The organism is Bacillus sp. FSL K6-2865 (assembly GCF_040311405.1).
GTDB lineage: Bacteria > Bacillota > Bacilli > Bacillales > Bacillaceae > Bacillus > Bacillus velezensis.
The window spans coordinates 1,952,756-1,975,825 of the sequence record NZ_CP152036.1; the positions used below are offsets into that span (position 1 = coordinate 1,952,756).

At 38.7% G+C, this 23,070-nt stretch carries 30 protein-coding genes and 2 pseudogenes; 29 read left to right on the forward strand and 3 right to left on the reverse strand.

Annotated elements, in window-relative coordinates; all coding sequences use genetic code 11:
* The first annotated feature begins 123 nt into the window (after nucleotides 1–123).
* The 4 genes from NYE42_RS09635 (at nucleotide 124) to NYE42_RS09650 (ending at nucleotide 1,517) form a co-directional block, all read left to right on the forward strand.
* Nucleotides 124–489 (forward strand): hypothetical protein, encoded by a 366-nt coding sequence (locus NYE42_RS09635; RefSeq protein ID WP_352426964.1) that lies wholly within the window; start codon nucleotides 124–126, stop codon nucleotides 487–489.
* 59 nt (nucleotides 490–548) lie between these two features.
* Nucleotides 549–875 carry a hypothetical protein gene (locus NYE42_RS09640; protein ID WP_352426965.1) on the forward strand — a complete coding sequence of 109 codons (327 nt, stop codon included), beginning with the start codon at nucleotides 549–551 and terminating at the stop codon, nucleotides 873–875.
* Between the two features lie 35 nt (nucleotides 876–910).
* Nucleotides 911–1,321 (forward strand): hypothetical protein, encoded by a 411-nt coding sequence (locus NYE42_RS09645; RefSeq protein WP_352426966.1) that lies wholly within the window; start codon nucleotides 911–913, stop codon nucleotides 1,319–1,321.
* A 73-nt stretch (nucleotides 1,322–1,394) separates the two neighbouring features.
* A complete protein-coding gene (locus tag NYE42_RS09650) occupies nucleotides 1,395–1,517 on the forward strand; it encodes a hypothetical protein (protein WP_352426967.1) in 123 nt (40 codons plus the stop codon).
* A gap of 272 nt (nucleotides 1,518–1,789) precedes the next feature.
* Here the strand turns inward: NYE42_RS09650 and NYE42_RS09655 are convergent, their stop codons facing one another.
* Entirely contained in the window at nucleotides 1,790–2,002 is a 213-nt protein-coding gene (locus NYE42_RS09655) for an alpha/beta-type small acid-soluble spore protein (RefSeq protein ID WP_265971757.1), read from the reverse strand.
* 159 nt (nucleotides 2,003–2,161) lie between these two features.
* Between NYE42_RS09655 and NYE42_RS09660 the strand changes: the two genes are divergently transcribed.
* From NYE42_RS09660 to NYE42_RS09705, 10 genes are all read left to right on the forward strand, one after another.
* Entirely contained in the window at nucleotides 2,162–2,989 is an 828-nt protein-coding gene (locus tag NYE42_RS09660; RefSeq protein ID WP_352426968.1) for a metallophosphoesterase, read from the forward strand.
* A 9-nt stretch (nucleotides 2,990–2,998) separates the two neighbouring features.
* Nucleotides 2,999–3,220 carry a hypothetical protein gene (locus tag NYE42_RS09665; RefSeq protein ID WP_352426969.1) on the forward strand — a complete coding sequence of 74 codons (222 nt, stop codon included), beginning with the start codon at nucleotides 2,999–3,001 and terminating at the stop codon, nucleotides 3,218–3,220.
* Nucleotides 3,221–3,267: 47 nt separating this feature from the next.
* The gene (locus NYE42_RS09670) at nucleotides 3,268–3,540 is read left to right on the forward strand and encodes a hypothetical protein (protein ID WP_352426970.1); all 273 of its coding nucleotides are present in this window, start codon (nucleotides 3,268–3,270) and stop codon (nucleotides 3,538–3,540) included.
* 37 nt (nucleotides 3,541–3,577) lie between these two features.
* Nucleotides 3,578–3,997 (forward strand): hypothetical protein, encoded by a 420-nt coding sequence (locus NYE42_RS09675; RefSeq protein ID WP_352426971.1) that lies wholly within the window; start codon nucleotides 3,578–3,580, stop codon nucleotides 3,995–3,997.
* Between the two features lie 64 nt (nucleotides 3,998–4,061).
* A complete protein-coding gene (locus tag NYE42_RS09680) occupies nucleotides 4,062–4,373 on the forward strand; it encodes a hypothetical protein (RefSeq protein WP_352427011.1) in 312 nt (103 codons plus the stop codon).
* 18 nt (nucleotides 4,374–4,391) lie between these two features.
* Nucleotides 4,392–4,925, forward strand: coding sequence for a hypothetical protein (locus NYE42_RS09685; protein ID WP_352426972.1), 534 nt, complete (start codon nucleotides 4,392–4,394; stop codon nucleotides 4,923–4,925).
* On the forward strand, nucleotides 4,926–5,099 hold the full coding sequence (locus NYE42_RS09690) for a hypothetical protein (RefSeq protein ID WP_268515141.1): 174 nt from the start codon (nucleotides 4,926–4,928) through the stop codon (nucleotides 5,097–5,099).
* Nucleotides 5,096–5,458, forward strand: coding sequence for a hypothetical protein (locus NYE42_RS09695; protein WP_268385235.1), 363 nt, complete (start codon nucleotides 5,096–5,098; stop codon nucleotides 5,456–5,458). Before NYE42_RS09690 ends, NYE42_RS09695 begins: the two co-directional genes overlap by 4 nt.
* Nucleotides 5,459–5,519: 61 nt before the next feature.
* Nucleotides 5,520–5,705 carry a hypothetical protein gene (locus tag NYE42_RS09700; protein ID WP_352426973.1) on the forward strand — a complete coding sequence of 62 codons (186 nt, stop codon included), beginning with the start codon at nucleotides 5,520–5,522 and terminating at the stop codon, nucleotides 5,703–5,705.
* A 26-nt stretch (nucleotides 5,706–5,731) separates the two neighbouring features.
* Nucleotides 5,732–5,917, forward strand: coding sequence for a hypothetical protein (locus tag NYE42_RS09705; RefSeq protein ID WP_322823946.1), 186 nt, complete (start codon nucleotides 5,732–5,734; stop codon nucleotides 5,915–5,917).
* Here NYE42_RS09705 and NYE42_RS09710 read toward each other — a convergent pair.
* Nucleotides 5,907–6,146, reverse strand: a complete 240-nt coding sequence (locus NYE42_RS09710; RefSeq protein WP_014470254.1) for a helix-turn-helix transcriptional regulator — start codon at nucleotides 6,144–6,146, stop codon at nucleotides 5,907–5,909. The genes NYE42_RS09705 and NYE42_RS09710 overlap by 11 nt on opposite strands.
* A 97-nt stretch (nucleotides 6,147–6,243) precedes the next feature.
* Here NYE42_RS09710 and NYE42_RS09715 point away from each other — a divergent pair, with 97 nt between their 5' ends.
* The 13 genes and pseudogenes from NYE42_RS09715 to NYE42_RS09775 form a co-directional block, all read left to right on the forward strand.
* Nucleotides 6,244–6,843 carry a Holliday junction resolvase RecU gene (locus tag NYE42_RS09715; RefSeq protein WP_352426974.1) on the forward strand — a complete coding sequence of 200 codons (600 nt, stop codon included), beginning with the start codon at nucleotides 6,244–6,246 and terminating at the stop codon, nucleotides 6,841–6,843.
* On the forward strand, nucleotides 6,840–6,986 hold the full coding sequence (locus NYE42_RS09720; protein WP_021493449.1) for a hypothetical protein: 147 nt from the start codon (nucleotides 6,840–6,842) through the stop codon (nucleotides 6,984–6,986). The genes NYE42_RS09715 and NYE42_RS09720 overlap by 4 nt, the downstream gene beginning before the upstream one ends.
* 84 nt (nucleotides 6,987–7,070) lie before the next feature.
* Entirely contained in the window at nucleotides 7,071–8,774 is a 1,704-nt protein-coding gene (locus NYE42_RS09725; protein WP_352426975.1) for a recombinase family protein, read from the forward strand.
* Nucleotides 8,740–9,165 (forward strand): annotated as a pseudogene (locus NYE42_RS09730) (stage V sporulation protein K); the annotation flags it as partial. The gene NYE42_RS09725 and the pseudogene NYE42_RS09730, both read left to right, overlap by 35 nt.
* Before the next feature lie 129 nt (nucleotides 9,166–9,294).
* Nucleotides 9,295–10,557 carry a GTPase HflX gene (gene hflX / locus NYE42_RS09735; protein ID WP_039251436.1) on the forward strand — a complete coding sequence of 421 codons (1,263 nt, stop codon included), beginning with the start codon at nucleotides 9,295–9,297 and terminating at the stop codon, nucleotides 10,555–10,557.
* Between the two features lie 16 nt (nucleotides 10,558–10,573).
* Nucleotides 10,574–11,839, forward strand: coding sequence for an aminotransferase class I/II-fold pyridoxal phosphate-dependent enzyme (locus tag NYE42_RS09740; protein WP_007410367.1), 1,266 nt, complete (start codon nucleotides 10,574–10,576; stop codon nucleotides 11,837–11,839).
* A gap of 109 nt (nucleotides 11,840–11,948) precedes the next feature.
* Complete coding sequence (gene glnR, locus NYE42_RS09745) at nucleotides 11,949–12,353, forward strand: transcriptional repressor GlnR (protein WP_007611631.1); 405 nt, start codon at nucleotides 11,949–11,951, stop codon at nucleotides 12,351–12,353.
* A gap of 57 nt (nucleotides 12,354–12,410) precedes the next feature.
* Nucleotides 12,411–13,745: a type I glutamate--ammonia ligase gene (gene glnA, locus NYE42_RS09750; protein ID WP_007410365.1), complete on the forward strand. Its 1,335-nt coding sequence runs from the start codon at nucleotides 12,411–12,413 to the stop codon at nucleotides 13,743–13,745.
* Between the two features lie 609 nt (nucleotides 13,746–14,354).
* Entirely contained in the window at nucleotides 14,355–14,609 is a 255-nt protein-coding gene (locus NYE42_RS09755) for a hypothetical protein (RefSeq protein WP_352426976.1), read from the forward strand.
* 49 nt (nucleotides 14,610–14,658) lie between these two features.
* Nucleotides 14,659–15,216, forward strand: coding sequence for an SMI1/KNR4 family protein (locus NYE42_RS09760; RefSeq protein ID WP_352426977.1), 558 nt, complete (start codon nucleotides 14,659–14,661; stop codon nucleotides 15,214–15,216).
* Between the two features lie 98 nt (nucleotides 15,217–15,314).
* On the forward strand, nucleotides 15,315–17,114 hold the full coding sequence (locus NYE42_RS09765) for a T7SS effector LXG polymorphic toxin (RefSeq protein WP_352426978.1): 1,800 nt from the start codon (nucleotides 15,315–15,317) through the stop codon (nucleotides 17,112–17,114).
* A gap of 14 nt (nucleotides 17,115–17,128) precedes the next feature.
* Complete coding sequence (locus NYE42_RS09770) at nucleotides 17,129–17,587, forward strand: SMI1/KNR4 family protein (RefSeq protein WP_015417527.1); 459 nt, start codon at nucleotides 17,129–17,131, stop codon at nucleotides 17,585–17,587.
* A 75-nt stretch (nucleotides 17,588–17,662) separates the two neighbouring features.
* A pseudogene (locus NYE42_RS09775) lies at nucleotides 17,663–18,082 on the forward strand (SMI1/KNR4 family protein); the annotation flags it as partial.
* Between the two features lie 289 nt (nucleotides 18,083–18,371).
* Here the strand turns inward: NYE42_RS09775 and NYE42_RS09780 are convergent.
* A complete protein-coding gene (locus NYE42_RS09780) occupies nucleotides 18,372–19,466 on the reverse strand; it encodes an L-dopachrome tautomerase-related protein (protein WP_199022618.1) in 1,095 nt (364 codons plus the stop codon).
* Nucleotides 19,467–20,023: 557 nt separating this feature from the next.
* On the opposite strand from NYE42_RS09780, the gene NYE42_RS09785 reads away from it, so the two are divergent.
* Both NYE42_RS09785 and xynB read left to right on the forward strand, forming a co-directional pair.
* The gene (locus NYE42_RS09785) at nucleotides 20,024–21,415 is read left to right on the forward strand and encodes an MFS transporter (RefSeq protein ID WP_199022619.1); all 1,392 of its coding nucleotides are present in this window, start codon (nucleotides 20,024–20,026) and stop codon (nucleotides 21,413–21,415) included.
* Nucleotides 21,416–21,457: 42 nt separating this feature from the next.
* Nucleotides 21,458–23,059: a xylan 1,4-beta-xylosidase gene (xynB, locus tag NYE42_RS09790; protein ID WP_352426979.1), complete on the forward strand. Its 1,602-nt coding sequence runs from the start codon at nucleotides 21,458–21,460 to the stop codon at nucleotides 23,057–23,059.
* Nucleotides 23,060–23,070: the final 11 nt, after the last annotated feature.

The window sequence follows — 23,070 nt, forward strand, 5'->3', positions numbered from 1 at the left end:
GAATAAAAATAAAATAGTTATAGACTTTCGGGAAGTTGAATGATAAGATAAAGACAAGTTAAAAGCTTGTCTTTTTTTACATACTTTTAGAATAAAAATAAAATAATTTATAGGAGTGGCGATATGAAAACTGCAACTGATTATCTTGTTTCCATTTCAAAACCTCTTGCAGCAATTGAGGAGACTAAACAACGACTTCAAAATGAAATTGATAACCTTTATAAAGAGCTCGGGAAAGTTGATAAAGAGCTCAATGAATTTTATCACAAGCTAGAAGAAGACAAATTTAATGCTTCAGAGGGATATCATCTTTCGTTAAAAGGTCAAAAGATATTAAGAAAGAGAAGGAACTTAAAACAAGAACTTCAATTATTGAACACACTTTTCGGGAGTTTAAACAATAACGGATGGACACTTGAATCACTGAAAATTGCAGAGTATAGAATTAGCAAAAAGAAAAGCAATCATTTAAAGTATGATCCATTTTAAAAACATAATCCCCATTCACATTGTGAATACATATTTAATCCTTATAAGGAGGTATTTAATTGCAACAAAAAGAGCAAGAATTGTTGTCAAAGAAAGAACAACTTGAAATTGATGCTTTAGAAAAGGAAGCAGATTTGCTCAGGTTGGAAGTGGAACAAGAAGATTTTAATCTCCACAAAATTGGGGAGATCGGAGTACTTAAAGATTTTCTTTTATACATAAAGAAATACAGAGCAATGTTTACTGTGCAGCAAGCAGAAGAGTTTAGAAATATGGATGGCCGGATAAAAGAAATTGTTAAAGTCCATGATGAACAAGTTATGGTTGATGAAGAAGCTTTAGAGGCGTTTATTGATGAAATTGAGAATCAAATTAATTTAAATTAAAGGTGGAAGATAAGGAATGAAGGAGTGTATAATACGTGGTTTTAAAAAAGAGAAGTGAATGCTTATTGAATGAAAAACTAACGAAAGATCAACTCGAAGAAATCCGTCAGCGTGTGGAAGCGACAACCAAAGGATTTTGGCATGCAAACATTCATCATGAATGGCCAGGGAACGAAAACCTTCGTTATTGGATAGTTACTCTTGAGGATGGTTTAGCAGCTGCAGTAACTAAAGAAGACGCTGAGTTCATTGCACACGCTCGCCAAGACATCCCGGCATTACTCGATTACATTTCGGAGGTTGAACAAGAATTGCGAGAGGCAACGTTAATTATCGATCGAGTCGAGAATTTACTTAGCAAGATGCGATCAGGAACCGATTACGAAGTGTACGATGAAGTTTATCGATTCCTTTACGGAAAGGGTGACGAAGACGACAGCGTATGAATCGAAGCTGGTCTCCAAAGTTGATACAGACTTAATTCTTTATGAAATCTGTATTTTAAGAGAAGGTGATGCTGTGAAAGAGTTGTTGAAGAATGATTTTCAAGAGTTTATGAGTATTGCAAAAAGCTTTCTCGCTGTTTCTGGTGCAGTCTTTTGGTTATTGATAATTTCACTTGTTTTTTCTGGAGGCTATTAAAATGAATCAATCATATAAAGTTAGTCTAGAAAAATTGCCAATAGAAAGCTTAGAGACATTGAAGACAGACATACAAAATAGAATTAATGATGGATTGCGTACCGATAACTATGTATACATAAAAGACCAAAGAAGAAAACTTCAAATCGTTTTAAACGAGTTGGTTAGACGAAGTACGTTTGTTCACTAAATGGAGGTGAATACAATGCCAATAGTACTTTACGGATTTGGAAGAGGAGCGTAAAAAGAGAGGGGAGCAATCCCCTCATACATTAATGAAATTGACCATTCATGCTTTGTTGAGCTAAGCGAACCAAACGTTTTGTAATCTCTCCACCTACTGATCCATTTGCTCGGCTAGTTGTCTCAGGCCCTAAATTCACACCGAACTCAGAAGCAATTTCATACTTCATTTGTTCAAGTGCACCAGCAGCTTGAGGAACAAGTAATTCATTGCTGTTGTTTGATCTGTTTTGTTGAGTCATATGATCATCTCCTAAAGTAGTATGTAAACAAGTTTGTTCAATTGTAGTGTGTGGAGATGATTTGAAAATATACACATTAAATTTAAAGTGAGGTGATTTAAATGTCGATTGGTCATGGAGCATGAGTTAACACGTACTTAAACAAAGAAGGGGGATAAAATGAAAATCGATTATGTTTCAGATCTGCATATTAATCACTGGATACCTTGGAACAATAACCAAATCAAATGGGAAAAGCGAACTAGGGAGATTATTAGAAGGTTAATATCGAATGGAAATGGTGAGGTATTAATCATTGCGGGTGACTTCACTGAGTGGAATCAACAGACACTGTGGGTACTGGATGAAGTAGCAAAGCAATATGAAAAGGTTTACTTCACATATGGTAATCATGATCTTTATTTACTCAGTAAGAATCAGCAACGAAAATACTCAGATTCATTGGGAAGGTTGAATGATCTAATTCAAAAGGCTGCAGATATCAAGAATGTAACTCCATTGATAAAGTCAACGGATACATTAAAAGGGAAAGTCTTTGCTGGAGATGTCATGTGGTATCTTCCTAAAGGAAATGAAGGTTGGGATTTCTTCAAAGGAATCTCTAATGATTCAAACTATATCGGCCTTAATGGATACAGCAAAGAAGATGGGGTAAGAGCAATGTGGAAAGAATCAATGGACTGGTATGATACCCTTCAAAACACTCACATTGATGTATTTGTTTCGCATGTCCCTCCTGTTCACAATCCATATTCACCATTTGAGCCTAACAGCTGCTATATGGTCGATTTGCCATTCATTAACGCAAAACATTGGATTTGCGGACACGATCATTTACAAGCTGAGTTTGACAAAGATGGAACGAGCTTTCACATGAATTGTATCGGATATCCGTATGACTATGATAATTACCCGAGTGTCAATGTGATACCTGGTGAAAAAGTAGACACATATAAAACGTTTGATCTTAAAACATTTGAGATTTGAGGCGAATTTGTGAAGAAACAATTAGATGATGTGTGGACAGTCGTATATAAAGATCATGATGAAGAACCTATGGCCTTTTCATACTATTCCAAAACAGATGCGGAGATTGCAAAACTGACAATTGAAAAATCAAACGGTACTCAGTTAGTCAATGAAAAGGAAGAAGTCGTTGGGCATATTCATTTAGACTGGGTCTATTTAATCCAAGGGAGGTTAATTAAAACTGACTAAGAGTAAGAAAATGAAATTCTAATTTTATTTAGAAGAGAGGTGGGTTTGTGATAAAGATTAGAAAATCATATCACGGAAATGGTGGAAAAGAAGGATATAGATATAGAGTATATAACGATAAAGGCAAGAAATTAGGGGAGCTTCAGAATCTACCCTCTAAAATTGTTGGAGGTGATGTAGTTAAAATTGATGGACGGCTGTACATTATAACAGCGATATATGATTCCGATAATCCTAGACATGAAAAAACAGAGGTAATGTTTTACGATTTGGAACCGTATGTATTTGAACCTAAATATGATTTAGGTGTGATTGGATAAAATGTTGATTCTATATAGAAAGGATGATTAAGTGCATTTGGATGAATGGTGGGGAGTTACTCTATCTGGAGATAAGAAAGCTGTTAAGGCTTTAAGTGAACTGATGGTCATTAATAAAATGTTGTTCGAAAACCTCTACAAAGAGAAAGCGAACACAATTGAAGAGCACGTTAACAAGATTTATGAAAAGGTTCCTAAGTATGAGAGGTTATTCATGGATTTTGTCAGAGAGCAACTGCCTAATTTGAAAAGGTATTTACAGATGAATCTGCCCTATAACCCTCAATTGATTTCCAGTATTGAATATGACATATACATATCTGGCGCAGAGGTTGATTGTCAGTATCCTGATGATGCTAGAGGTTGTATTATCACTTTCTTTCAACGAACACCAGAAATAATCGAATTATATCGGGGGGAGTTAAATGAAGAACAAAAATGCAGGCACATGGTTTGATTTAGATTTTGAAGTTAAACCAGGCAATAACATTAATGAAGCTCTTTTGAGATTGTTTGATCTCATGAAGGAGAGTCTGCATATTTATTTCAATATTGAGAACTCTTCTGATATTCATGAGTTTTTAAAAAACGCTGCATTAAAGAACAACGTTGATTCTTCCTTCATTGAATGGATTAAGGAAAAGGGTATTCCAAGATTAAAGAATATTGACTTTAACAACGCACCAAATGATGATCGTTTCCTTGCTATGATTGAATTTGATGAATTTATTCTACAAAATGAAATGGACTTTAAAGAACCAGAAGAGGTAAGAGGTTGTATTATTACAATGGTTAACTGTTTTCAAGAATATATAAAGATTTGTACAACATGATTAGAAGAGGGGTTAATGATGAAAACAAAGTTTAATGTAGTAAGTGCCTTAGAAGACTATAAACGAAGAGATGAAGAGCGAAGAGAATTCATTACCAATGAAGGATATGCTGCTATGGAAGAAATCATTAAAGAAGCTAATCAAAGAGGATCACTAAATGAAGCGGATATTTACTATGGAACACCAAAGCCACAGCTAAGTTTCTCGGACGTTGAATTAGGCTACATGCTTACTTCAATGATGGAATATGCGACAAATCATGTAGGAAATCCAGTTGATGAGGAATGTGAGTTTGAAAATAAACTGGCCTATTTTGAATATAAGGACGAGATTGTTCAGATTTTTGAAGTGTATGGTCAAGGTACTGAAAGCTGGTTTTCAAAACCAAGTGACGAAACGATTGATAAATTGAATAATACAGCTTACGGAGTGTATTTGATCCAGTTTGACGATTTCGTCAATTACAATAATGAGAGTAACAAGCTTTCTTCAAGTAGCACGATCTCAAATGACATTACCGGTGGGTACACAGTCGAAAGAGGTTCAAAGTAGATGATTGTTACAGCATGGGTTTTGTTGATTATGTTTGGTTTATTCGCTTTATCAGATTTGAACTTAACTGAGGATGAAACAAAGCATATCAAATTCTTCATTCTAATGAAATTTGTTTCTGTCTTTATAGCTGCTATAGCTGCAGGAGTAATTTGGGGAGGATTGTTTCAATGATTGAAATTTTTAAAGATACAGAAGCTATCCATGATTTAATTTATCATTCTAAGATTAACACGTTTGTTTGGGGTGTAGAATTTGACATTGTTTTATCCGACAGTAAGGAATTAAATAGATGTTATTTTGTGAAATACTTTAATCCGTATGGAATAAATGGAAAGTGTGATTTTGCGGTTAGCTCAATAGATATATTTTCAGAAGGTAAACGACTCTTAAGCAAAAATGAATTCAATTTTAAAATTATAAAGGCAGTTCACGTTGCAACATCAAAAGACGTAACTGAAATAGTTTCACATTTAAGTAAAAGCATCAATAATCCATTTCCTATTGTAAAAGAAGTTGTTTATCTAGATTAATGCAAATAGGAACTAGATAAAATCGGTCTTTTAATGAAAGGCATAAAGGGAGGAAGCGGTCATGTCAATAGTTAAGAAAGGGGACACAATTAGAGTAAAAAAGGAAGCACAAGGTCATTGGGGCAACATTATCTACCCTGTTGGAAGCGAATGGGTAGTCAAAGAGGTAATTACACCTGACACAGGAACGGTTTTTTGCAAAGGGAATGATTATGGAATACCACAGACACATTATAAGGTTATTTAGGATAAAAATAAAATGAGGTGAAAGGTATAAACGAGGAATATAAAACAATTCAAATACTGTTCAACAAAATGGAAAGACAAATGGGTACGGTGAAAGAAGCTCTCGAGAACAAAGAATACGAAAGAGCCCACCGTAACCTAATCAACCTTTCGGATAATAATGAAGAATTGATGCAGGAAATCAGATGGGCTCGAAAAGGAATTAAGATTTAACTTTTCTTCTTTCTTCATGGTTCCATTCGTACAGCTCTTCAATTGAGCAACCAATGGCATCAGCAAAAGTCATTCCTGTAGCTAAGTTCATATTTGCTTTTGCTCCACTTATATAATCGTGGATACGTTGTCTCGGGTATCCTGTACGTTTGAAAAGGTCATCAACTGTGAGGTCATATTCAAACATTAATTCATTTAAACGAGGGCGCAGGGGTGTCCATTGCTTCATTTCATACACTTCTTTCAATATTAATTAACATAAAACAGTGTAGCAAAGGTCTATTCTAATTTCAATTTTGGTTTCAATAATTTAGGAGAGTGATTGATTGGGAGGTACAAACCAAGGTAAGGTTTTTGAAGCAAACATAGAAAAATCAGCTGCAGATCAAAAGCTGTTCTTCTACAGAATTAAAGATGTTAATCCAATGTTTTTAAAAAAGGGTGCAGCGGTATCTAAAAACAAATATGATTGCTTCTTACACTTTAAAGGATATCTGTTTCCATTTGAACTTAAATCAACAAAGAACAAGTCTGTGTCTTTTAGTGAAAAGATCATAAAGCCGCAACAGATTAAACACTTAAAAGAGGCAGCGCAATATCCGAACATAATTCCTGGTTTTCTGTTTCAATTTAGAGAGCCTGAGAATAAGGTTTATTTCGTACATATTAATGATTTCCTTACATATAAGACCATAGCTGAAAATCAGTTACCACATACATATAAGAATAAAGTAAACAAGTCCAGCATTCCGATTTCCATATGTGAAGAGATCGGTACTGAAATACGCTGGATGAAGAAAAAAGTTAACTATACATATTATTTGAACAAACTTTGCGATGATTTGATTAAAAGATCCAATGCATTGGACAACCCCAATAATTCATACATTGATGGCAAGTCATCAATAGGGGTGATACATCAATGAGCAAGCGAAAAGAGTGCCCAGAGAATTACAAAGTAACCACAGAAGTAACAGAGAGTGTGCGTGAATGGATTGATGAGGTAATGGGGGGCAAGGAGTTTTATGATTTTGCTGCAATGCTTATGTACAAGTACAAAAAAGCCTAAGACTTAAGTATACCGTCGATTATGATGGTATACTTCTTAACATGTACAGACGTAAAATATTAAACAATAGGGGGAAAGATGACATTGCTTATATTAAAAGGTGATCAAAAATTAAATACTGAGCAGATTATGTCCCTCATTGGAAAAGTAAATGCGCTAATTTATGCAAGGGTATCAACCACAGATCAAGCTAAAAAAGGTTTCTCAATTGAGACACAGTTGGATAGGTGCAAAGAAAGGGCTATGAGCAAATTCGGTTACAAGGACAGTGAGCTGATTGCTTTAGTTGAACCAGGAGGAATGGGCGATGATCCTAATAGACCGGCTCTAAATCATGCTCTTTATTTACTCCAAAAGGGATTAGGTAAGAAATTTTTAGTTCTTCACCCAGATCGCTTAACAAGGGATAACACTTTACAAGGAGTTATTTCACGGAGAATCTGGGGGATGGGCGTTGACATTGAGTTTATCGAGTTTGAAGTGAATCCGAATGATCCTGAATCGATGCTAATGTACAACATTCAAGGATCTATTGCTCAATACAACAAAGCGAAAATACATGCAAACTCAAAACGAGGACGCCTTGCAAAAGCAAAAAAAGGTGAGTTTCCTTCATTTAAAAGGTTGTACGGTTACAAGTTTAATACGGTAACAGACCTTCCAGAGTACAATGAAGAGGAAAAAGAAATATTGTTAGAGATGAAGGATATGTTGCTAAATAAAAAATTATCTTCAAATGAAATTGCCAAAGAACTTTCCAGAAGGGGCGTGGCAGCTCCGAATGGTAAAACGTGGTTCCAGTCTACGGTAAGCAGGATGCTACAAAATGAAGACTACACTGGAGACTTTTATTACGGTAAGTCAAAAGTGGTTCAAGTAAACGGCAAGAAAAAGCAAATTGCAACGCCTGAAGAAGAATGGATTCTTATTAAAATCCCTCCAATGTGGGATCACGAAACACGGGATCAAATAATGAAACAATTAAAAGCAAATTTCAAAGGGCGGAGTCGGTCTACACGCGATTACTTATTGAAAGGAAAAGCGGTGTGTGGAAGATGTGGGGGCTCATGTGGTTCAGGAATAACATCAAAAACGAAATCGGGAACCTATAAATATTATTCATGTCGAAATAAGAACGCAAAAGCATACCAAAACGGCAAAGAGCTTTTTAAATGTAAAGGGAAAAACTGGAGAGTGGATATTGTAGACGACGTTTTTTGGAAATGGTTTAAGAAACTAATTAAGAATCCAAAAAAGTTCTTGGATCAATTCTTAGAAGAAGCATCTAATGAAAAAAGTATCGAGGAGATAAAAATCAAGATTAGTCGGTTGCAAAAACAACTTGAGGAAATCGATTCGGAAATAGCCAATTACGTAATCCTTTTTGGTAAAGGGAAAATAAAAGAGAGCATGTTCGATGAATTAACAAAACCATTAGAGCTAAATAAAGAACATGTTGAAAATGAATTAGAAATACTGCAATCACAGTTAAATGCAAACAAGAAAGTGGAGGACAGAAACGAAAAAACAATCAAGTACATGAATTCTTTTGCTGAAATGGTTGACAAGGATTTATCAATGAGTGAGAAAAGAAACTTCTTAGACTTTTTCATCGAAAAGGTCACATTGTATGATGACGATCATATGGAGGTTGTTTGGAAAAACAAAACACTAAATGGGGAGAGGAGTCAAAAAGTTGATTTTACTGAGGATGAACCAGAAGAGGATTCTGATAATCAACATAAAAGATTAAACCGTATTCAAGCATATGGAAGACAAACAGCATGAATTTATTCTGATCCTGGCAGGGTACTCGAGAGAAATGACACATTTCCTGTCATTAAATCCCGGCCTGCAATCGCGTTTCCCTATCAGCATTGATTTTCCAGATTACTCTGTCACTCAGCTGATGGACATCGCAAAGCGCATGATAGCAGAGCGGGAGTATCAATTAAGCCAGGAAGCCGAGTGGAAGTTAAAAGATTACTTAATGACAGTGAAAAGCACGACAAGCCCCATTAAATTCAGCAACGGGCGCTTTGTCAGAAACGTGATTGAAAAATCAATCCGCGCTCAGGCCATGAGACTTTTAATGGGAGACCAATACTTAAAAAACGATTTAATGACGATCAAGAGCCAGGATTTACTTATAAAAGATGAGGCGGCAGCTCACGAATAGACCTCTCAGCCGGTCTGAGGGGTCTCTTTTTTATTTCTCTCTTTAAAACCCGCCGGATGTGTGGTATACGCCCTGCGGGTTTGGTATGATAGTACTACTGCCCAATACGACACAGAAAGGAACATCCATTTGAACGAACAGGAAGGAAAAAAAGAAACGGTCATTTTGGTCGGCTGCCAGCTTCCGCATATGACAGATGAGCACTTTGAACATTCCATGGAAGAGCTTGCTTCATTGACAAAAACGGCTGACGGAACGGTGCTGACCCGGATTACGCAAAAACGGAACAGAGCGGATGCCGCTACATATATAGGCAAGGGGAAAGTAGACGAGCTGAAGGCGCTGTGTGAAGAGCTTGAAGCGGATCTGATCATTTTTAATGATGAACTGTCACCGAGCCAGCTTAAATCACTCGCCACTGCAATTGAAGCGAAGATCATCGACCGCACGCAGCTTATTTTGGATATTTTCGCAAAAAGAGCGAAGACGAGAGAAGGAAAGCTTCAGATCGAATTGGCCCAGCTTCAATACGCGCTGCCCCGTCTAAGCGGACAAGGAATCAATCTCTCAAGACAAGGCGGCGGAATCGGGACGAGAGGGCCTGGTGAGACAAAGCTTGAAACAGACCGGCGCCACATTAGAAACCGCATACACGAAATTAACGTGCAGCTTTCAACGGTTATCCGCCACAGAAGCCGTTATCGGGAGAGACGTAAAAAGAACGGCGTGCTTCAGGCTGCACTCGTCGGTTATACCAACGCCGGAAAATCAACATGGTTCAATCAATTAACAAGCTCAGACAGCTATGAAGAAGATCTGCTGTTTGCAACACTTGATCCGATGACGAGAAAGATGGCGCTCCCAAGCGGCTACAGCGTCCTTTTGTCTGATACGGTCGGCTTCATTCAGGATTTGCCGACGACGCTGATTGCGGCTTTCCGCTCAACGCTTGAGGAAGTGAAGGAAGCAGACTTGATCATTCATGTCATTGATTCATCCAATGAAGATTATGCCGGGCATGAACAGACGGTCCTCGGTCTGTTAAAAGAGCTTGAGGCAGATGATATTCCGGTGCTGACCGCCTATAACAAACGTGATGAGACACTTCCTGACTTCATCCCGACAGCGGGAGAAGGCCACATCATGATCAGCGCCAGAATCGCCGGGGATGAAGCAAAACTAAAAGCGGAAATCGAAGCTTATTTGCGCCGGGAGCTGCTGACGCCGTATGAAGTTCATGTGCCTGCCGCCGAAGGCAAATTGATGTCACGCATCAAATCAGAGACCATGATCGACAGCCTTTATTTTAATGAAGAAAATGAACGCTACGAAGTCTCAGGTTATGTACAGGAAGAACAAAGCATACTCGGAGAATTGAAGAAATTCATGTAAGGAAGGTATACACAACATGTTTGACACACTGACCCACGGCGCTCTTTTACAAAAAACCGCCGAAGAAACAGAAGCGGAAATCTCCGCCGTTCATAAAAGAATAGAAGAAATCAGTGAACGGAATGAATGGAGAGTCCTGCAAAGCTACAGAAAACATAAAGTAAGCGATACGCATTTTACGCCTTCAACCGGATACGGTTATGATGATATCGGACGAGATACACTGGAGAAGATCTATGCTGATGTGTTCGGAGGAGAGGCGGGACTCGTGCGGCCGCAAATCATTTCCGGAACGCATGCGATTTCAATCGCGCTCTTCGGTGTGCTGAGACCAGGGGACGAATTGCTTTATATAACAGGCAAGCCTTACGATACACTCGAGGAAATCGTCGGAGTAAGAGGCGGGGAGTATTCAGGCTCGCTAAAGGAATTTCAAATCGGATATAATGCAGTCGATTTAACATCAGAAGGCAGAGTGGACTTTGAAGCGGTCCGGGCTGCAATCCGGCCGAATACAAAAGTGATCGGCATCCAGCGTTCAAAAGGATATGCGAATCGTCCGTCTTTCAGAATAAATGAAATTGAAGAGATGATTCGTTTCGTTAAGGAAATCAAAGAAGATGTCATTGTTTTTGTGGACAATTGCTACGGAGAATTTGCAGAAGAGCGGGAACCCTGCCACGTCGGAGCGGATCTTATGGCCGGCTCCTTGATCAAAAACCCGGGCGGCGGCCTTGCTAAAACGGGCGGCTATCTTGTAGGGAAAGCCAAGTGGATTGAGGCCTGCTCTTACCGGATGACCTCACCGGGAATCGGAAGTGAAGCCGGCGCTTCGCTTTATTCACTGCAGGAAATGTATCAAGGTTTCTTTCTCGCTCCGCATGTAGTGGCGCAAAGCTTGAAGGGAGCGGTATTTACCGCCCGTTTTCTTGAAAAGCTCGGCTTTACGTCAAACCCTGCATGGAATGCGCCGAGAACGGATCTGATTCAATCAGTTGAGTTTCAGGACCCTGATAAGATGATCGCTTTTTGCCAGGCGATACAATATGCTTCACCGATTAATGCGCATGTGACGCCTTATCCGAGCTATATGCCGGGATATGAAGACGATGTCATTATGGCAGCGGGCACATTCGTACAGGGAGCAAGCATTGAATTATCAGCAGATGGACCCATCAGACCGCCTTATGTCGCGTATGTCCAAGGAGGATTAACCTACGCGCACGTGAAAAATGCGATTTGCAGCGCCGTAAATGCTTTAATGGAAAAAGAGCTGATTTAGGCCGTTTGCAATTTTCAAAGAATTTGATGTTAAGATTCCTTACATTGTGTTGACACAAAATATAACATCACCTATAATGAGACTAAGATAAGAAAAGGAGGAAATTGAGATGAGTGATAACATTCGCCGCTCAATGCCTTTATTTCCAATTGGGATTGTCATGCAGTTAACAGAACTTTCTGCCCGGCAAATTCGATATTATGAGGAAAATGGATTGATATTTCCAGCGAGAAGCGAAGGAAATAGACGATTATTTTCATTCCATGATGTAGATAAACTGTTAGAAATCAAAAATCTGATTGAACAAGGCGTCAATATGGCGGGGATCAAACAAATTCTGGATAAGGCATCTGCCGAACCGGAAGAAAAATCCGAAAAAACCGCCAAACCGATGAAGCACGATCTGTCTGATGACGAACTCAGAAAGCTTCTGAAAAACGAACTGATGCAGGCAGGCCGTTTCCAGCGGGGAAATACTTTCCGCCAAGGTGACATGTCCCGATTCTTTCATTAATCCGTTAGCAACTGTTTTGCTATATACATTTACCTTTTAGAGGAGGAGTTTTACGAAATGGCAAAGTACACAAGAGAAGACATCGTAAAATTAGTAAATGAGGAAAACGTAAAGTATATCCGCCTTCAATTCACAGACATTCTCGGAACGATTAAAAACGTGGAAATTCCTGTGAGCCAGCTTGAAAAAGCACTTGATAATAAATGCATGTTCGACGGTTCTTCCATCGAAGGTTTCGTCCGTATCGAAGAGTCTGATATGTACTTATACCCTGATCTGAACACATTTGTAATCTTCCCATGGACGGCTGAAAAAGGTAAAGTAGCACGCTTCATCTGTGACATTTACAATCCGGACGGCACGCCGTTCGAAGGTGACCCGCGTAACAACCTCAAACGGATTCTGAAAGAAATGAAAGAACTCGGTTTCAGCGATTTCAATCTTGGACCTGAGCCTGAATTCTTCCTGTTTAAATTAGATGAAAAAGGCGAACCGACGCTTGAATTGAACGATAAAGGCGGATACTTCGACCTGGCTCCGACTGACTTGGGAGAAAACTGCCGCCGCGATATCGTGCTTGAGCTTGAAGAAATGGGCTTTGAAATCGAAGCATCTCACCATGAAGTTGCTCCGGGTCAGCACGAAATCGATTTTAAATATGCCGGTGCCATCCGTTCTTGTGACGACATCCAAACTTTCAAACTGGTTGTCAAAACGATCGCCCGCAAACACGGTCTGCATGCGACATTCATGCCAAAACCGCTGTTCGGCGTAAACGGTTCCGGTATGCACTGCAACCTATCACTCTTTAAAGATAGCGTTAACGCGTTCTTTGATAAAGACGCTGATCTTCAGCTGAGTGAAACAGCAAAACATTTCATTGCCGGTATCGTAAAACACGCGACAAGCTTTACGGCTGTCACAAACCCGACAGTGAACTCTTACAAACGCCTTGTTCCGGGCTATGAAGCACCTTGCTACGTGGCATGGAGCGCGCAAAACAGAAGCCCGCTGATCCGTATCCCGGCTTCCCGCGGCATCAGCACGCGTGTTGAAGTCCGCAGCGTAGACCCGGCGGCAAACCCGTACCTGGCGTTAAGCGTATTGCTTGCAGCAGGCCTTGACGGAATCAAAAACAAACTTGAAGCACCGGCTCCGATTGACCGCAACATCTATGTCATGAGCAAAGAAGAGCGCATGGAAAACGGCATCGTAGATCTTCCGGCGACACTGGCGGAAGCTCTCGACGAATTCAAATCAAACGAAGTCATGGTTGCGGCGCTCGGTGAGCACCTGTTCGAACACTTCATCGAAGCAAAAGAAATCGAATGGGATATGTTCCGCACACAGGTTCATCCGTGGGAGCGCGAACAATATATGTCTCAGTATTAATCTCTCAATCCCTTGGCACTATTGGTGTCAGGGGATTTTTTGATTTTGGTCATAAGATAAAAAAAACAATATTTTTGGTCCTTGACCAAAATATGACCAAAAAAATTTGAAGTTATGAATCTAACTCCGCAATTGATGACTCGTATTTCTCGTGATTCTTTATTCGGTTTTGGTTTGAGTAGACGGCTTCTAAAAATGGGGGCAGCTAACAACGGAATTGATGGCTGTTGCGTTCTGAAAACAGTAACTGCGAAACGTATATATGGCTTGTCTGCTGACGGAGTGTCCGACCAAAAACTAAAGCAAAAATGCTGTCTCTTCTGACATAAATGAAACAGACCTTTAATAGGGCTTTCAGGGTACGGTAGAACTGGTGAAATGAAAAAATGAACAAGACTAAAGACTTCCATCCCTCCACCTCCTCTTTGAAACTGAAGACGCCAGAGGCGTTCTTTCGTAATATTTTTTTACAGCTTTCACTAAAACGATTTCACAACATTCTTATCTGAAAATTGTGGGCAATCATTTTCCTTTTCCTTAATATGTTATTTTATGCAAACCCTATGTTACAATTTAACTTAGTATATAGACGGAAGGGGAAATGCAATTTTGCTTGGAATTAAAGTTGAAAAATCTGATGGTAAATTAATTATCAATTGGCAACTATCTAAAATTAAAATTCCAATCAAAGAAATCAACGATGTATTACTGGATCCATACTATGGGGGACAGGAGAAAAATGCAGTAAGGATTGGGTTTCCTTATGGCTCTACGGATAGGATAGTAATTAAAACGGCAAAAAACACTTATATTTTGTTTACTTCTAATGCTGCTTCAATTATGAATAAAATTCTTACTGATTAACAAATTTGTATCCTCAGTAATTATTCTGAGGAGTATGGGGGTGTTTTTATTGACTAACTTTGTCCATAAGACTATCAATGGTTTGAAAAGCCTTTTAGATGAAAAAGGGGCCATTAAATTGTTTTGTTCTGAGGGATATATTATAGAGAGTCTTGTGACTTTTTCTCCGAACAAAGCGTCTCTTAGTGAAATCCAAAACTTTCAGTCGAATCATAAATTCACTCTTCCTGATGATTACCTGAAGTTTATTTCTCAGCATAATGGCGCAAAAATTTTCGAAATCCTTTCAAAGGGTGAGAATATTGGCGGAGGGCTTCATTTATTTAGCCTTGAGGAAATAGAGGAAGAACTAAAATATGAGGATTTGTTTGATGGGATCAATGGAATACCTATTGGCTATCTGTTGGAAGAATGTCATTTAATGATCGATAAGGATAGAGTGAATCAAGGTGATCCTAACTATCTATTTATATTTAAAAGTGATTCAGAATATAATCCATTAAATTTAAACTTTGAAATATTTTTAGACCGATATATTATGTCGAACGGGGATGCTTTTTGGGATTGGAAATACTATACCGCTGAAAATTATTACAGAACGAGATAAAACCGTGTATGACAGTCAGAACAGACTGTATTTTTCTGTTAATCAAATAATAACGCTGTGGTAAAATTTAGATGAGAATTAGTGGAAGGGAGTCGGAAATGAAAGTATTCGAAGCAGCCTCGTTCATTTCAGCAGCGGAAAAGCGAGCAAAAGAATATGATCAGATTAGAGAACAATTTATCAACCTCAGAAAAGCTTTTCAGGGAATGGCTGACTTAGACGACAGTGAGTTTTCAGGCAAAGGTGCTGATAACATCAAAGCATTCTTTCAAGATCACGCCGGTGTCACGGACAGCTGGCTTGATCTGATCGATATGAAGATTGCGTTTCTTAACAGTATTTCTGGAAAAGTATCTGATGCCGGATTGGCCGATTCGTTTGTGGAAGAGTCATTTTTAGAACATGAGTTGATTCATGCGAAGAATCAATCAAAAGCCATCATGCAGGAGCAGCGGAATGAAATGAGGGATATTCTTAATGAGATAAGTGATATTGTTCATCTTGATGTTTTCTCTACAGAGGATGTCGATCAAAAGCTGGATTCAGCAGATAAAAAACGGGATGAGACCATACATAAGCTCGGAAAGCTTGATCATGATCTAACGAAAGAATACGCAGAAACCGAAGCGAACGAACAGTTCATTCAGGCAGATTTTCAACAGCTCCAAAATGCAACGGGTAAAGGGAAAAACGCCACTCCGCTTCACTATAACGCCAAGGCATACAGGGAAAGTGACATACATAAGAAAAAAGGCGAGATTGCAAGACATTCAGACACATATTTAACGTTTAAGAAGGAAGAAGCAAAAGAGCGGGAAATCAAGGATCTGAAGAAAAAGCTCGCTGACGGTGTGACCGATCCGGATGAATATTTGGAAATTGCGAAGAAGATCGGCTATGAAAACCTTGAACCTTCCCAGCAGCAACATGTCATTCAGCTTGAACAAGCAAAACAGCTGGAAGAAGCCGAAGAAGTGACTTGGGATATTTTAAAAGGAGCCGGCGTTGGTTTATATGATGTTGGGAAAGACACGGTAACCGGTTTATGGGACTTCATAACCGATCCGGGGGAAACCTTGTCAGCACTGGAGAATGCAGTACTTCATCCTGTTAAAACATATGATGCTGTTTCAGCAGCAATCGAGGAATCGTATCAAAAGGATATGGTAAATGGAGATGCTTACTCCAGATCAAGATGGGTGACATATGCAATTGGTTCAGCAGCTGTGGCTGTCGTCGGAACGAAAGGCGCAGGAGCCGTTAACAAAGCTGATGCGGCGGGGAAGGTCATAAACAAGGCAGGACAGGCAGGTCAGAAAATTAAGGATGTTAAACTTCCAGATCTGCTTCCGTATAACTCTAAATATAATCTTGCGATGGCAGGGGACGTGCCATACAATGTGGTTGATAGCCAAAACCTTAAAAATGAACTTTTGACCAATGCAAAGAAATTGGATGAAAGCAGAAAGCCATTTACAGGTCAGCAAGTTGATGTCCCTTGGTTAAATAAAGAAAAATATGAAGCATACGAAATAGACGGTAAGGTAAAAGTTAAAGGAGAGCCTAGAGATGTAAGCCGTAGAGTATATACAATGAAAGATATTGATCTTAATCAAAAAAATCGTAAAGGCCTTACGAATCTACAACTGATGAAAAATGGTAATGCTCCGTTTGCTAAAGATGGCACGCAAATAAATTTACATCACTTAATTCAAGAAGAGCCTGGTACTATACTGGAGATACCTGAAAGCTGGCATAATAAGTACAGTGATGTTTTGCATGGATTAAAAGGGAATGGACAGAGTTTTAGAAATGATCTAGTACTTGATAAACAATATAAAAGTTTCAGAAGAAGGTATTGGAGATGGAGAGCTCAGCAATTTGAGAACCAAGAATAAGAGGTGAAAGTTTAATGGATTATTCAAAAATAAAAACTTTCTTTGATGAAAATAAAGAAAATTCAATTCTCACGGGAGGAGTCACTGAGGAGCAGATTAGAGAAATAGAAGAGGATCTCAATGTAACTCTTCCAGACAGCTATAAGTGGTTTTTAACTGAGTATGGTTCAGGGGGAGCATATGGAACAATGATACTCGGATATGACTCTCACGGCGCTGAAGTTGTCGAACAGACCAATGAATATAAAAAATATTATAACCTTTCCGATGGTCTTGTAGTGATCGAATATGTAGATGAATTTTCTTATTGTCTTGACACTAATAAGATGAAAAATGGTGAATGCCCTGTCATTCTTTGGGACAACCAAGAGGGATATGGTAAACAAGTTGGTAGTACATTCCTTGAGTTTTTAATAGAAGAACTGGAAGAAGCGAAAGACGACTGGATTGATGATGAGGACTGGGACGATTAAAACTAAAAAGAAGGTCTATAACTTGTTTTTCCATAGCATATGAAGGAGTATTAAAATGAGCTTTACTAAGATAAGATCGAACAAAAGTTGAAAGAGTTTACGATTGATGCTGGCACAGATCCTAGCATTAATACAAATGAACAACTAAAAGAGCTTGAAATTAACATAGGCAATCAATTACCTTCAGATTATAAGGACTTTTTGAAGATATATGGAGGATGTTATTTAGAAAGTAAAAAAACAACAGATGAAGTTGAGTATGACGTTTGCTATAAACCAATAGAGAAAGACCTTTGGATGGGTAAGGACGATGATACGCAATTGTTAGAGGATTTTTACGGTTTAGCGAACGATCATAGCAGTCTTCAGAAAGTGATCGATACATATTCTGATCGGTTTCCTAGAAATATAATTCCTATTGCAAGCAGCTCTGCAGGCGGGAATGAAATATGTATGGATATCGATAATGAAAAGATATTGTTTTGGGATCATGAATAAAGTCATCCAGATAAAGTCTTTTTCCTGCTGTAAACTACAGACGGGTTACAGTGTTTTTCCCTTAATAAAAAGACCAGGGTGTTGGTATCACCCCGGCTCTGTAATAAAAGCTGCCCATCAAAGGACTTGCTCAGCTGATATTCATGATAGACCTTTTCCTTCAGGTTCTGAGGCTCAAGGGAGGTCTGTTTTTTTCTTATATACGTCAATAGGCCGATTATAAACGGCTCGAATAATCATTTATATTTAAATGAGGATATTATATGATTTCCTTCATTTTTTATTTTCAATAGGAAGGAGCAGGTAATTCATCGATTTTTATACGAAGTAAACTATAAGGTTTCTGTCGTAAATCTTCTCCATAATGAAATCTAGCCTGCCGATGTAATTGGTTCACGATGACGTATAAGTATTCATCCGGACCAATCGAAAAAGTATCCGGCCATAAAATTCTCGGATCATGTGCGATGGTTTCCATTGTGCCATTCGGCAGCATCTTTCGAATACTATTGTTCTCATAATCTCCGGCATAAATGGCTCCTTTCGCATCTGTAATCATTCCATCAGACGCGCCTTTTTCTCCCCAATACGCCACATGATAAAGTAAATCCATGTCCGATATATTTCTATCTCTCAGGGCTTCTGTTGAGATCGAGAACAGATGACGGCTGGTCAGGGGACAAAAAAATAATACCTTTCCGTCGGGAGAAATCGCAATACCGTCGGATGCCAGCCTAAATGGGGAAGTTGAACCATCCCTGTTACGATTCATCAAAATTTTGCCTTCTACTTTCGGTATAAAATAGGAATCCGGTGAAGTTGGATTTGCTCCATTTAACCGTCTAAATGCGTTTCCGGTTTCTAAATCCACGACGATAATAGCTCCTGGTCCTTTGGAAGAAGAATCCGTTATATAGGCATAACCTGCAGTTCCAACACGAAAATCAAATCGGACATCATTCAGGTAAGTTGTTGGAAGGACAACATCTTCTGTAAAGGTATAAACTCTTCTGATTGTATTGGTTTTTAAATCAACAGCGACTAATTTTGCCCCGCCTTTAATTGGTTCAGAAAAATTGGGTGCCGCCGTATCTAGTACCCAAAGCGTTTCTCTTCCATCAGTAACTACACTTTGGACACTGATGAAAGTCATTTTGATATTCTCAGGGTTAACCAAATTGGTTTGTAAATCAGGATAAGGCTGCAATTTATCCCCAATTATCTCCGCCACCGTAAATTTAACATCGTCTCCCCATTTCGGAAAACAAATGAAAATACGACCAGTTTCTGAAACAGTAACACCGGTAGGCATAGCTCCATAAAATGCATATACCAGTTCTAAATCCCCAAAATATTTTTCAAAAGGCAGCATAGGTTTCATAATATCCTCCTCAACCAATTAAACGGGATATCACTTATATATGATTCGCATTTTTTCAAGTGCATGTTTCTTAATAAGTTTTTCTAAACAAAAGATGATGGAAGTGCTTATCATTTAATAAATCAGTCAGGTGACACAGGGGGGTTTTTACTTAACGTCTGTCGAAGCAGTCGGTAATTACAACATGTCCTTTGCCGGTTTTAAATTCTCTGAAAAAAGAGTTGAAAAAGCAGAAAAGATTTTATAATATGAAATCAAGTTAGTTTGTTTGATCAACAAACTAATAAAACCACTTTAATTGTCCATCATGTAAAGGTCTTAAATGGGAGGGGGATAAGAGGCTCGATTTAATTGGAGGTATATAAAAAGCGAAAGCCAAGCTTTTATCCTGTTCACTGCTATCTGATCACCATTTGGATGTTGAATGCGCTGTGAAAGTAAACCGCTATCATTTTTTGAAAGCGCTTTTATATGCCGCTCACTGGCCGATAATTTTAAAGAAAATGTTATACCATTCATCATGTTCCTTATGTAAAGGATCGAAAAGGGGAGAAATCATGCTCAGTGAAAATGTAAAGAAGATCAGCATGGTTGAAAAAGTTGGATATGCGTCTGGAGATTTTGCTTGTAATTTAATTTATGCAACAGTGTCTACGTATCTTTTGTTCTTCTATACAGATGTTTTTGGTTTATCGGCAGCAGCAGCCGGTACGATGTTTTTAGTGGTTAGAATCATCGACGCTCTCGCTGATCCTTTTATTGGAACAATAGTTGACAGAACAAATAGCAGGTTTGGCCGCTTCAGACCGTATCTTTTATTCGGAGCTTTTCCCTTTGTCATATTGGCCATCCTCTGTTTTACAACCCCCGATTTTTCGGATATGGGGAAATTAATATATGCCTATATCACCTATGTCGGCTTATCGCTTACATACACCATGATAAACGTGCCATATGGCGCGTTAACATCTGCAATGACCAGAAATAATCAAGAAGTTGTTAGTATAACGTCTGTCCGTATGTTATTTGCGAATCTTGGAGGACTTGTCGTTGCATTTTTTGTTCCCTTACTGGCTGCTTATTTAAGCGATAATTCCGGCAGCGAATCTCTTGGCTGGCAGCTAACCATGGGTATTATGGGAGTTATAGGCGGGTGCCTTTTAATCTTTTGTTTTAAAAGCACAAAAGAGCGTGTCACGCTTCAAAAAACGGAAGAAAAAATTAAATTTTCGGATATATTTGAGCAATTTCGTGTTAATCGGCCTCTAGTTGTATTAAGTATTTTCTTTATTATTATTTTTGGAGTGAATTCAATCAGTAATTCGGTTGGCATCTATTACGTAACGTATAATTTAGAAAGAGCGGATTTAGTGAAGTGGTACGGTTTGTTGGGAAGTTTGCCTGCTTTGGTCATTTTACCGTTTATTCCAAAGCTTCATCAATTATTAGGGAAGAAGAAATTACTAAACTATGCATTATTACTGAATATGATCGGCCTCTTAGCTTTACTTTTCGTTCCGTCAAGTAATGTATTCCTGATACTTTCCTTTCGATTGCTGGCTGCTGCAGGAAGTCTCACTGCCGGGGGATATATGTGGGCGCTTATTCCTGAAACAATAGAATATGGAGAGTATAAGACCGGGAAAAGAATGGGCGGTCTCATATACGCTATTATCGGATTTTTCTTTAAATTCGGCATGGCCTTGGGAGGAGTTGTACCGGGTTTGATTCTAGATCAGTTTGGATATGTGGCAAATCAGGTGCAAACGCCGGAGGCATTGACGGGAATTTTAATTACAACAACCATTATTCCCGTGTTCTTACTGGTTCTGGCCATGATTGATATTAATTTCTATAACTTAGATGAGAAAAAATATAAAAGCATGGTTCGAGAATTAGAGAATAGAGACAAAGTTTATTTGGATCATATTGACGATTTCAAAGCTTAAAACATGATGAGTCAACAGAAAATAGCTGAGGAGGAGTTCAAAATGAAGATTATCAATCCAGTACTTAAAGGATTCAACCCCGATCCGAGTATTTGCAGGGTTGGAGAGGATTATTATATCGCTGTATCTACATTTGAGTGGTTTCCGGGAGTCCAGATACACCACTCAAAAGATTTAGTCAATTGGCACTTAGTTGCACATCCATTACAGAGAGTTTCGCAATTAGACATGAAAGGAAATCCTAATTCAGGCGGGGTCTGGGCGCCATGTTTAAGTTACAGCGACGGAAAGTTTTGGCTGATCTATACGGATGTTAAGGTTGTAGATGGCGCCTGGAAAGATTGCCACAATTATTTAGTGACTTGTGACACGATTGATGGTGATTGGGGGGAGCCGATCACATTAAACAGCTCGGGTTTTGATGCTTCTTTGTTCCATGATACGGATGGGAAAAAATATTTATTAAATATGTTATGGGATCAGCGTATTGATCGGCACTCCTTTGGAGGCATTGTCATGCAGGAATATTCTGATAAGGAGCAAAAACTAATCGGTAAACCGAAAGTGATTTTTAAAGGAACTGAAAGAAAGCTGACAGAAGCGCCGCACCTTTACCGTATCGGGAACTATTATTATCTATTAACTGCAGAAGGAGGAACGCGGTTCGAACATGCTGCTACAATTGCCCGTTCTGCAAATATTGAGGGCCCATATGAAGTTCATCCCGATAATCCTATCTTAACGTCATGGCATGCGCCGGAAAATCCGCTGCAAAAATGCGGACATGCATCCATTGTACAAACACATACAGGTGAGTGGTATTTAGCTCATTTAACGGGACGTCCCATTCATCCGGACGATGATTCAATTTTTCAGCAGAGGGGATATTGTCCTTTGGGCAGAGAAACTGCTATTCAAAAGCTCTATTGGAAAGATGGCTGGCCTTATGTAGAAGGCGGAAAAGAAGGGAGCTTGGAGGTGGATGCGCCTTCTATACCTGAAACAATGTTTGAAGACACGTATCCGGAAGTTGATGAATTTGAGGATGCAACATTAAATATTAATTTTCAAACGTTAAGAATCCCGTTTACGGAGAAATTAGGTTCATTAACTCAAGCGCCAAATCATTTACGATTATATGGCCATGAATCCTTAACTTCGACATTTACTCAGGCATTTGTAGCAAGACGCTGGCAAAACCTCCATTTTGAAGCGGAAACGGCTGTTGCGTTTTATCCGGAAAATTTTCAGCAAGCCGCTGGTTTGGTGAACTATTACAATACAGAGAATTGGACGGCTCTTCAAGTCACGTATGATGAAGAACTTGGCCGTATTCTTGAATTAACGATATGTGATAACTTTTCTTTTTCACAACCGTTAAAAAATAAAATTGTGATTCCTCGTGAAGTCAAGTATGTCTATTTAAAAGTGAATATTGAAAACGAAAAATATTATTATTTCTATTCATTTAACAAAGAAGATTGGCACAAAATCGACATTGCATTAGAATCGAAAAAATTATCAGATGATTACATCCGCGGCGGGGGATTCTTTACAGGAGCTTTTGTAGGGATGCAATGCCAAGATACGAGCGGAAATCATATTCCGGCCGACTTCAGATATTTTCGTTATAAAGAAAAATAATTAGCACATGA

Excerpts from the sequence above, each read along its gene's own strand:
- NYE42_RS09770 (WP_015417527.1), top strand. The coding sequence starts at position 17,129 with ATGGATTATTCAAAAATAAAAACTTTCTTTGATGAAAATAAAGAAAAT.
- NYE42_RS09660 (WP_352426968.1), top strand. The coding sequence starts at position 2,162 with ATGAAAATCGATTATGTTTCAGATCTGCATATTAATCACTGGATACCT.
- NYE42_RS09765 (WP_352426978.1), top strand. The coding sequence starts at position 15,315 with ATGAAAGTATTCGAAGCAGCCTCGTTCATTTCAGCAGCGGAAAAGCGA.
- glnA (WP_007410365.1), top strand. The coding sequence starts at position 12,411 with ATGGCAAAGTACACAAGAGAAGACATCGTAAAATTAGTAAATGAGGAA.
- NYE42_RS09720 (WP_021493449.1), top strand. The coding sequence starts at position 6,840 with ATGAGCAAGCGAAAAGAGTGCCCAGAGAATTACAAAGTAACCACAGAA.
- NYE42_RS09780 (WP_199022618.1), bottom strand. The coding sequence starts at position 19,466 with ATGAAACCTATGCTGCCTTTTGAAAAATATTTTGGGGATTTAGAACTG.
- NYE42_RS09635 (WP_352426964.1), top strand. The coding sequence starts at position 124 with ATGAAAACTGCAACTGATTATCTTGTTTCCATTTCAAAACCTCTTGCA.
- NYE42_RS09785 (WP_199022619.1), top strand. The coding sequence starts at position 20,024 with ATGCTCAGTGAAAATGTAAAGAAGATCAGCATGGTTGAAAAAGTTGGA.
- NYE42_RS09740 (WP_007410367.1), top strand. The coding sequence starts at position 10,574 with ATGTTTGACACACTGACCCACGGCGCTCTTTTACAAAAAACCGCCGAA.
- NYE42_RS09655 (WP_265971757.1), bottom strand. The coding sequence starts at position 2,002 with ATGACTCAACAAAACAGATCAAACAACAGCAATGAATTACTTGTTCCT.
- NYE42_RS09685 (WP_352426972.1), top strand. The coding sequence starts at position 4,392 with ATGAAAACAAAGTTTAATGTAGTAAGTGCCTTAGAAGACTATAAACGA.
- NYE42_RS09695 (WP_268385235.1), top strand. The coding sequence starts at position 5,096 with ATGATTGAAATTTTTAAAGATACAGAAGCTATCCATGATTTAATTTAT.
- NYE42_RS09690 (WP_268515141.1), top strand. The coding sequence starts at position 4,926 with ATGATTGTTACAGCATGGGTTTTGTTGATTATGTTTGGTTTATTCGCT.
- xynB (WP_352426979.1), top strand. The coding sequence starts at position 21,458 with ATGAAGATTATCAATCCAGTACTTAAAGGATTCAACCCCGATCCGAGT.
- glnR (WP_007611631.1), top strand. The coding sequence starts at position 11,949 with ATGAGTGATAACATTCGCCGCTCAATGCCTTTATTTCCAATTGGGATT.
- NYE42_RS09700 (WP_352426973.1), top strand. The coding sequence starts at position 5,520 with ATGTCAATAGTTAAGAAAGGGGACACAATTAGAGTAAAAAAGGAAGCA.
- NYE42_RS09680 (WP_352427011.1), top strand. The coding sequence starts at position 4,062 with ATGAAGGAGAGTCTGCATATTTATTTCAATATTGAGAACTCTTCTGAT.
- NYE42_RS09710 (WP_014470254.1), bottom strand. The coding sequence starts at position 6,146 with ATGAAGCAATGGACACCCCTGCGCCCTCGTTTAAATGAATTAATGTTT.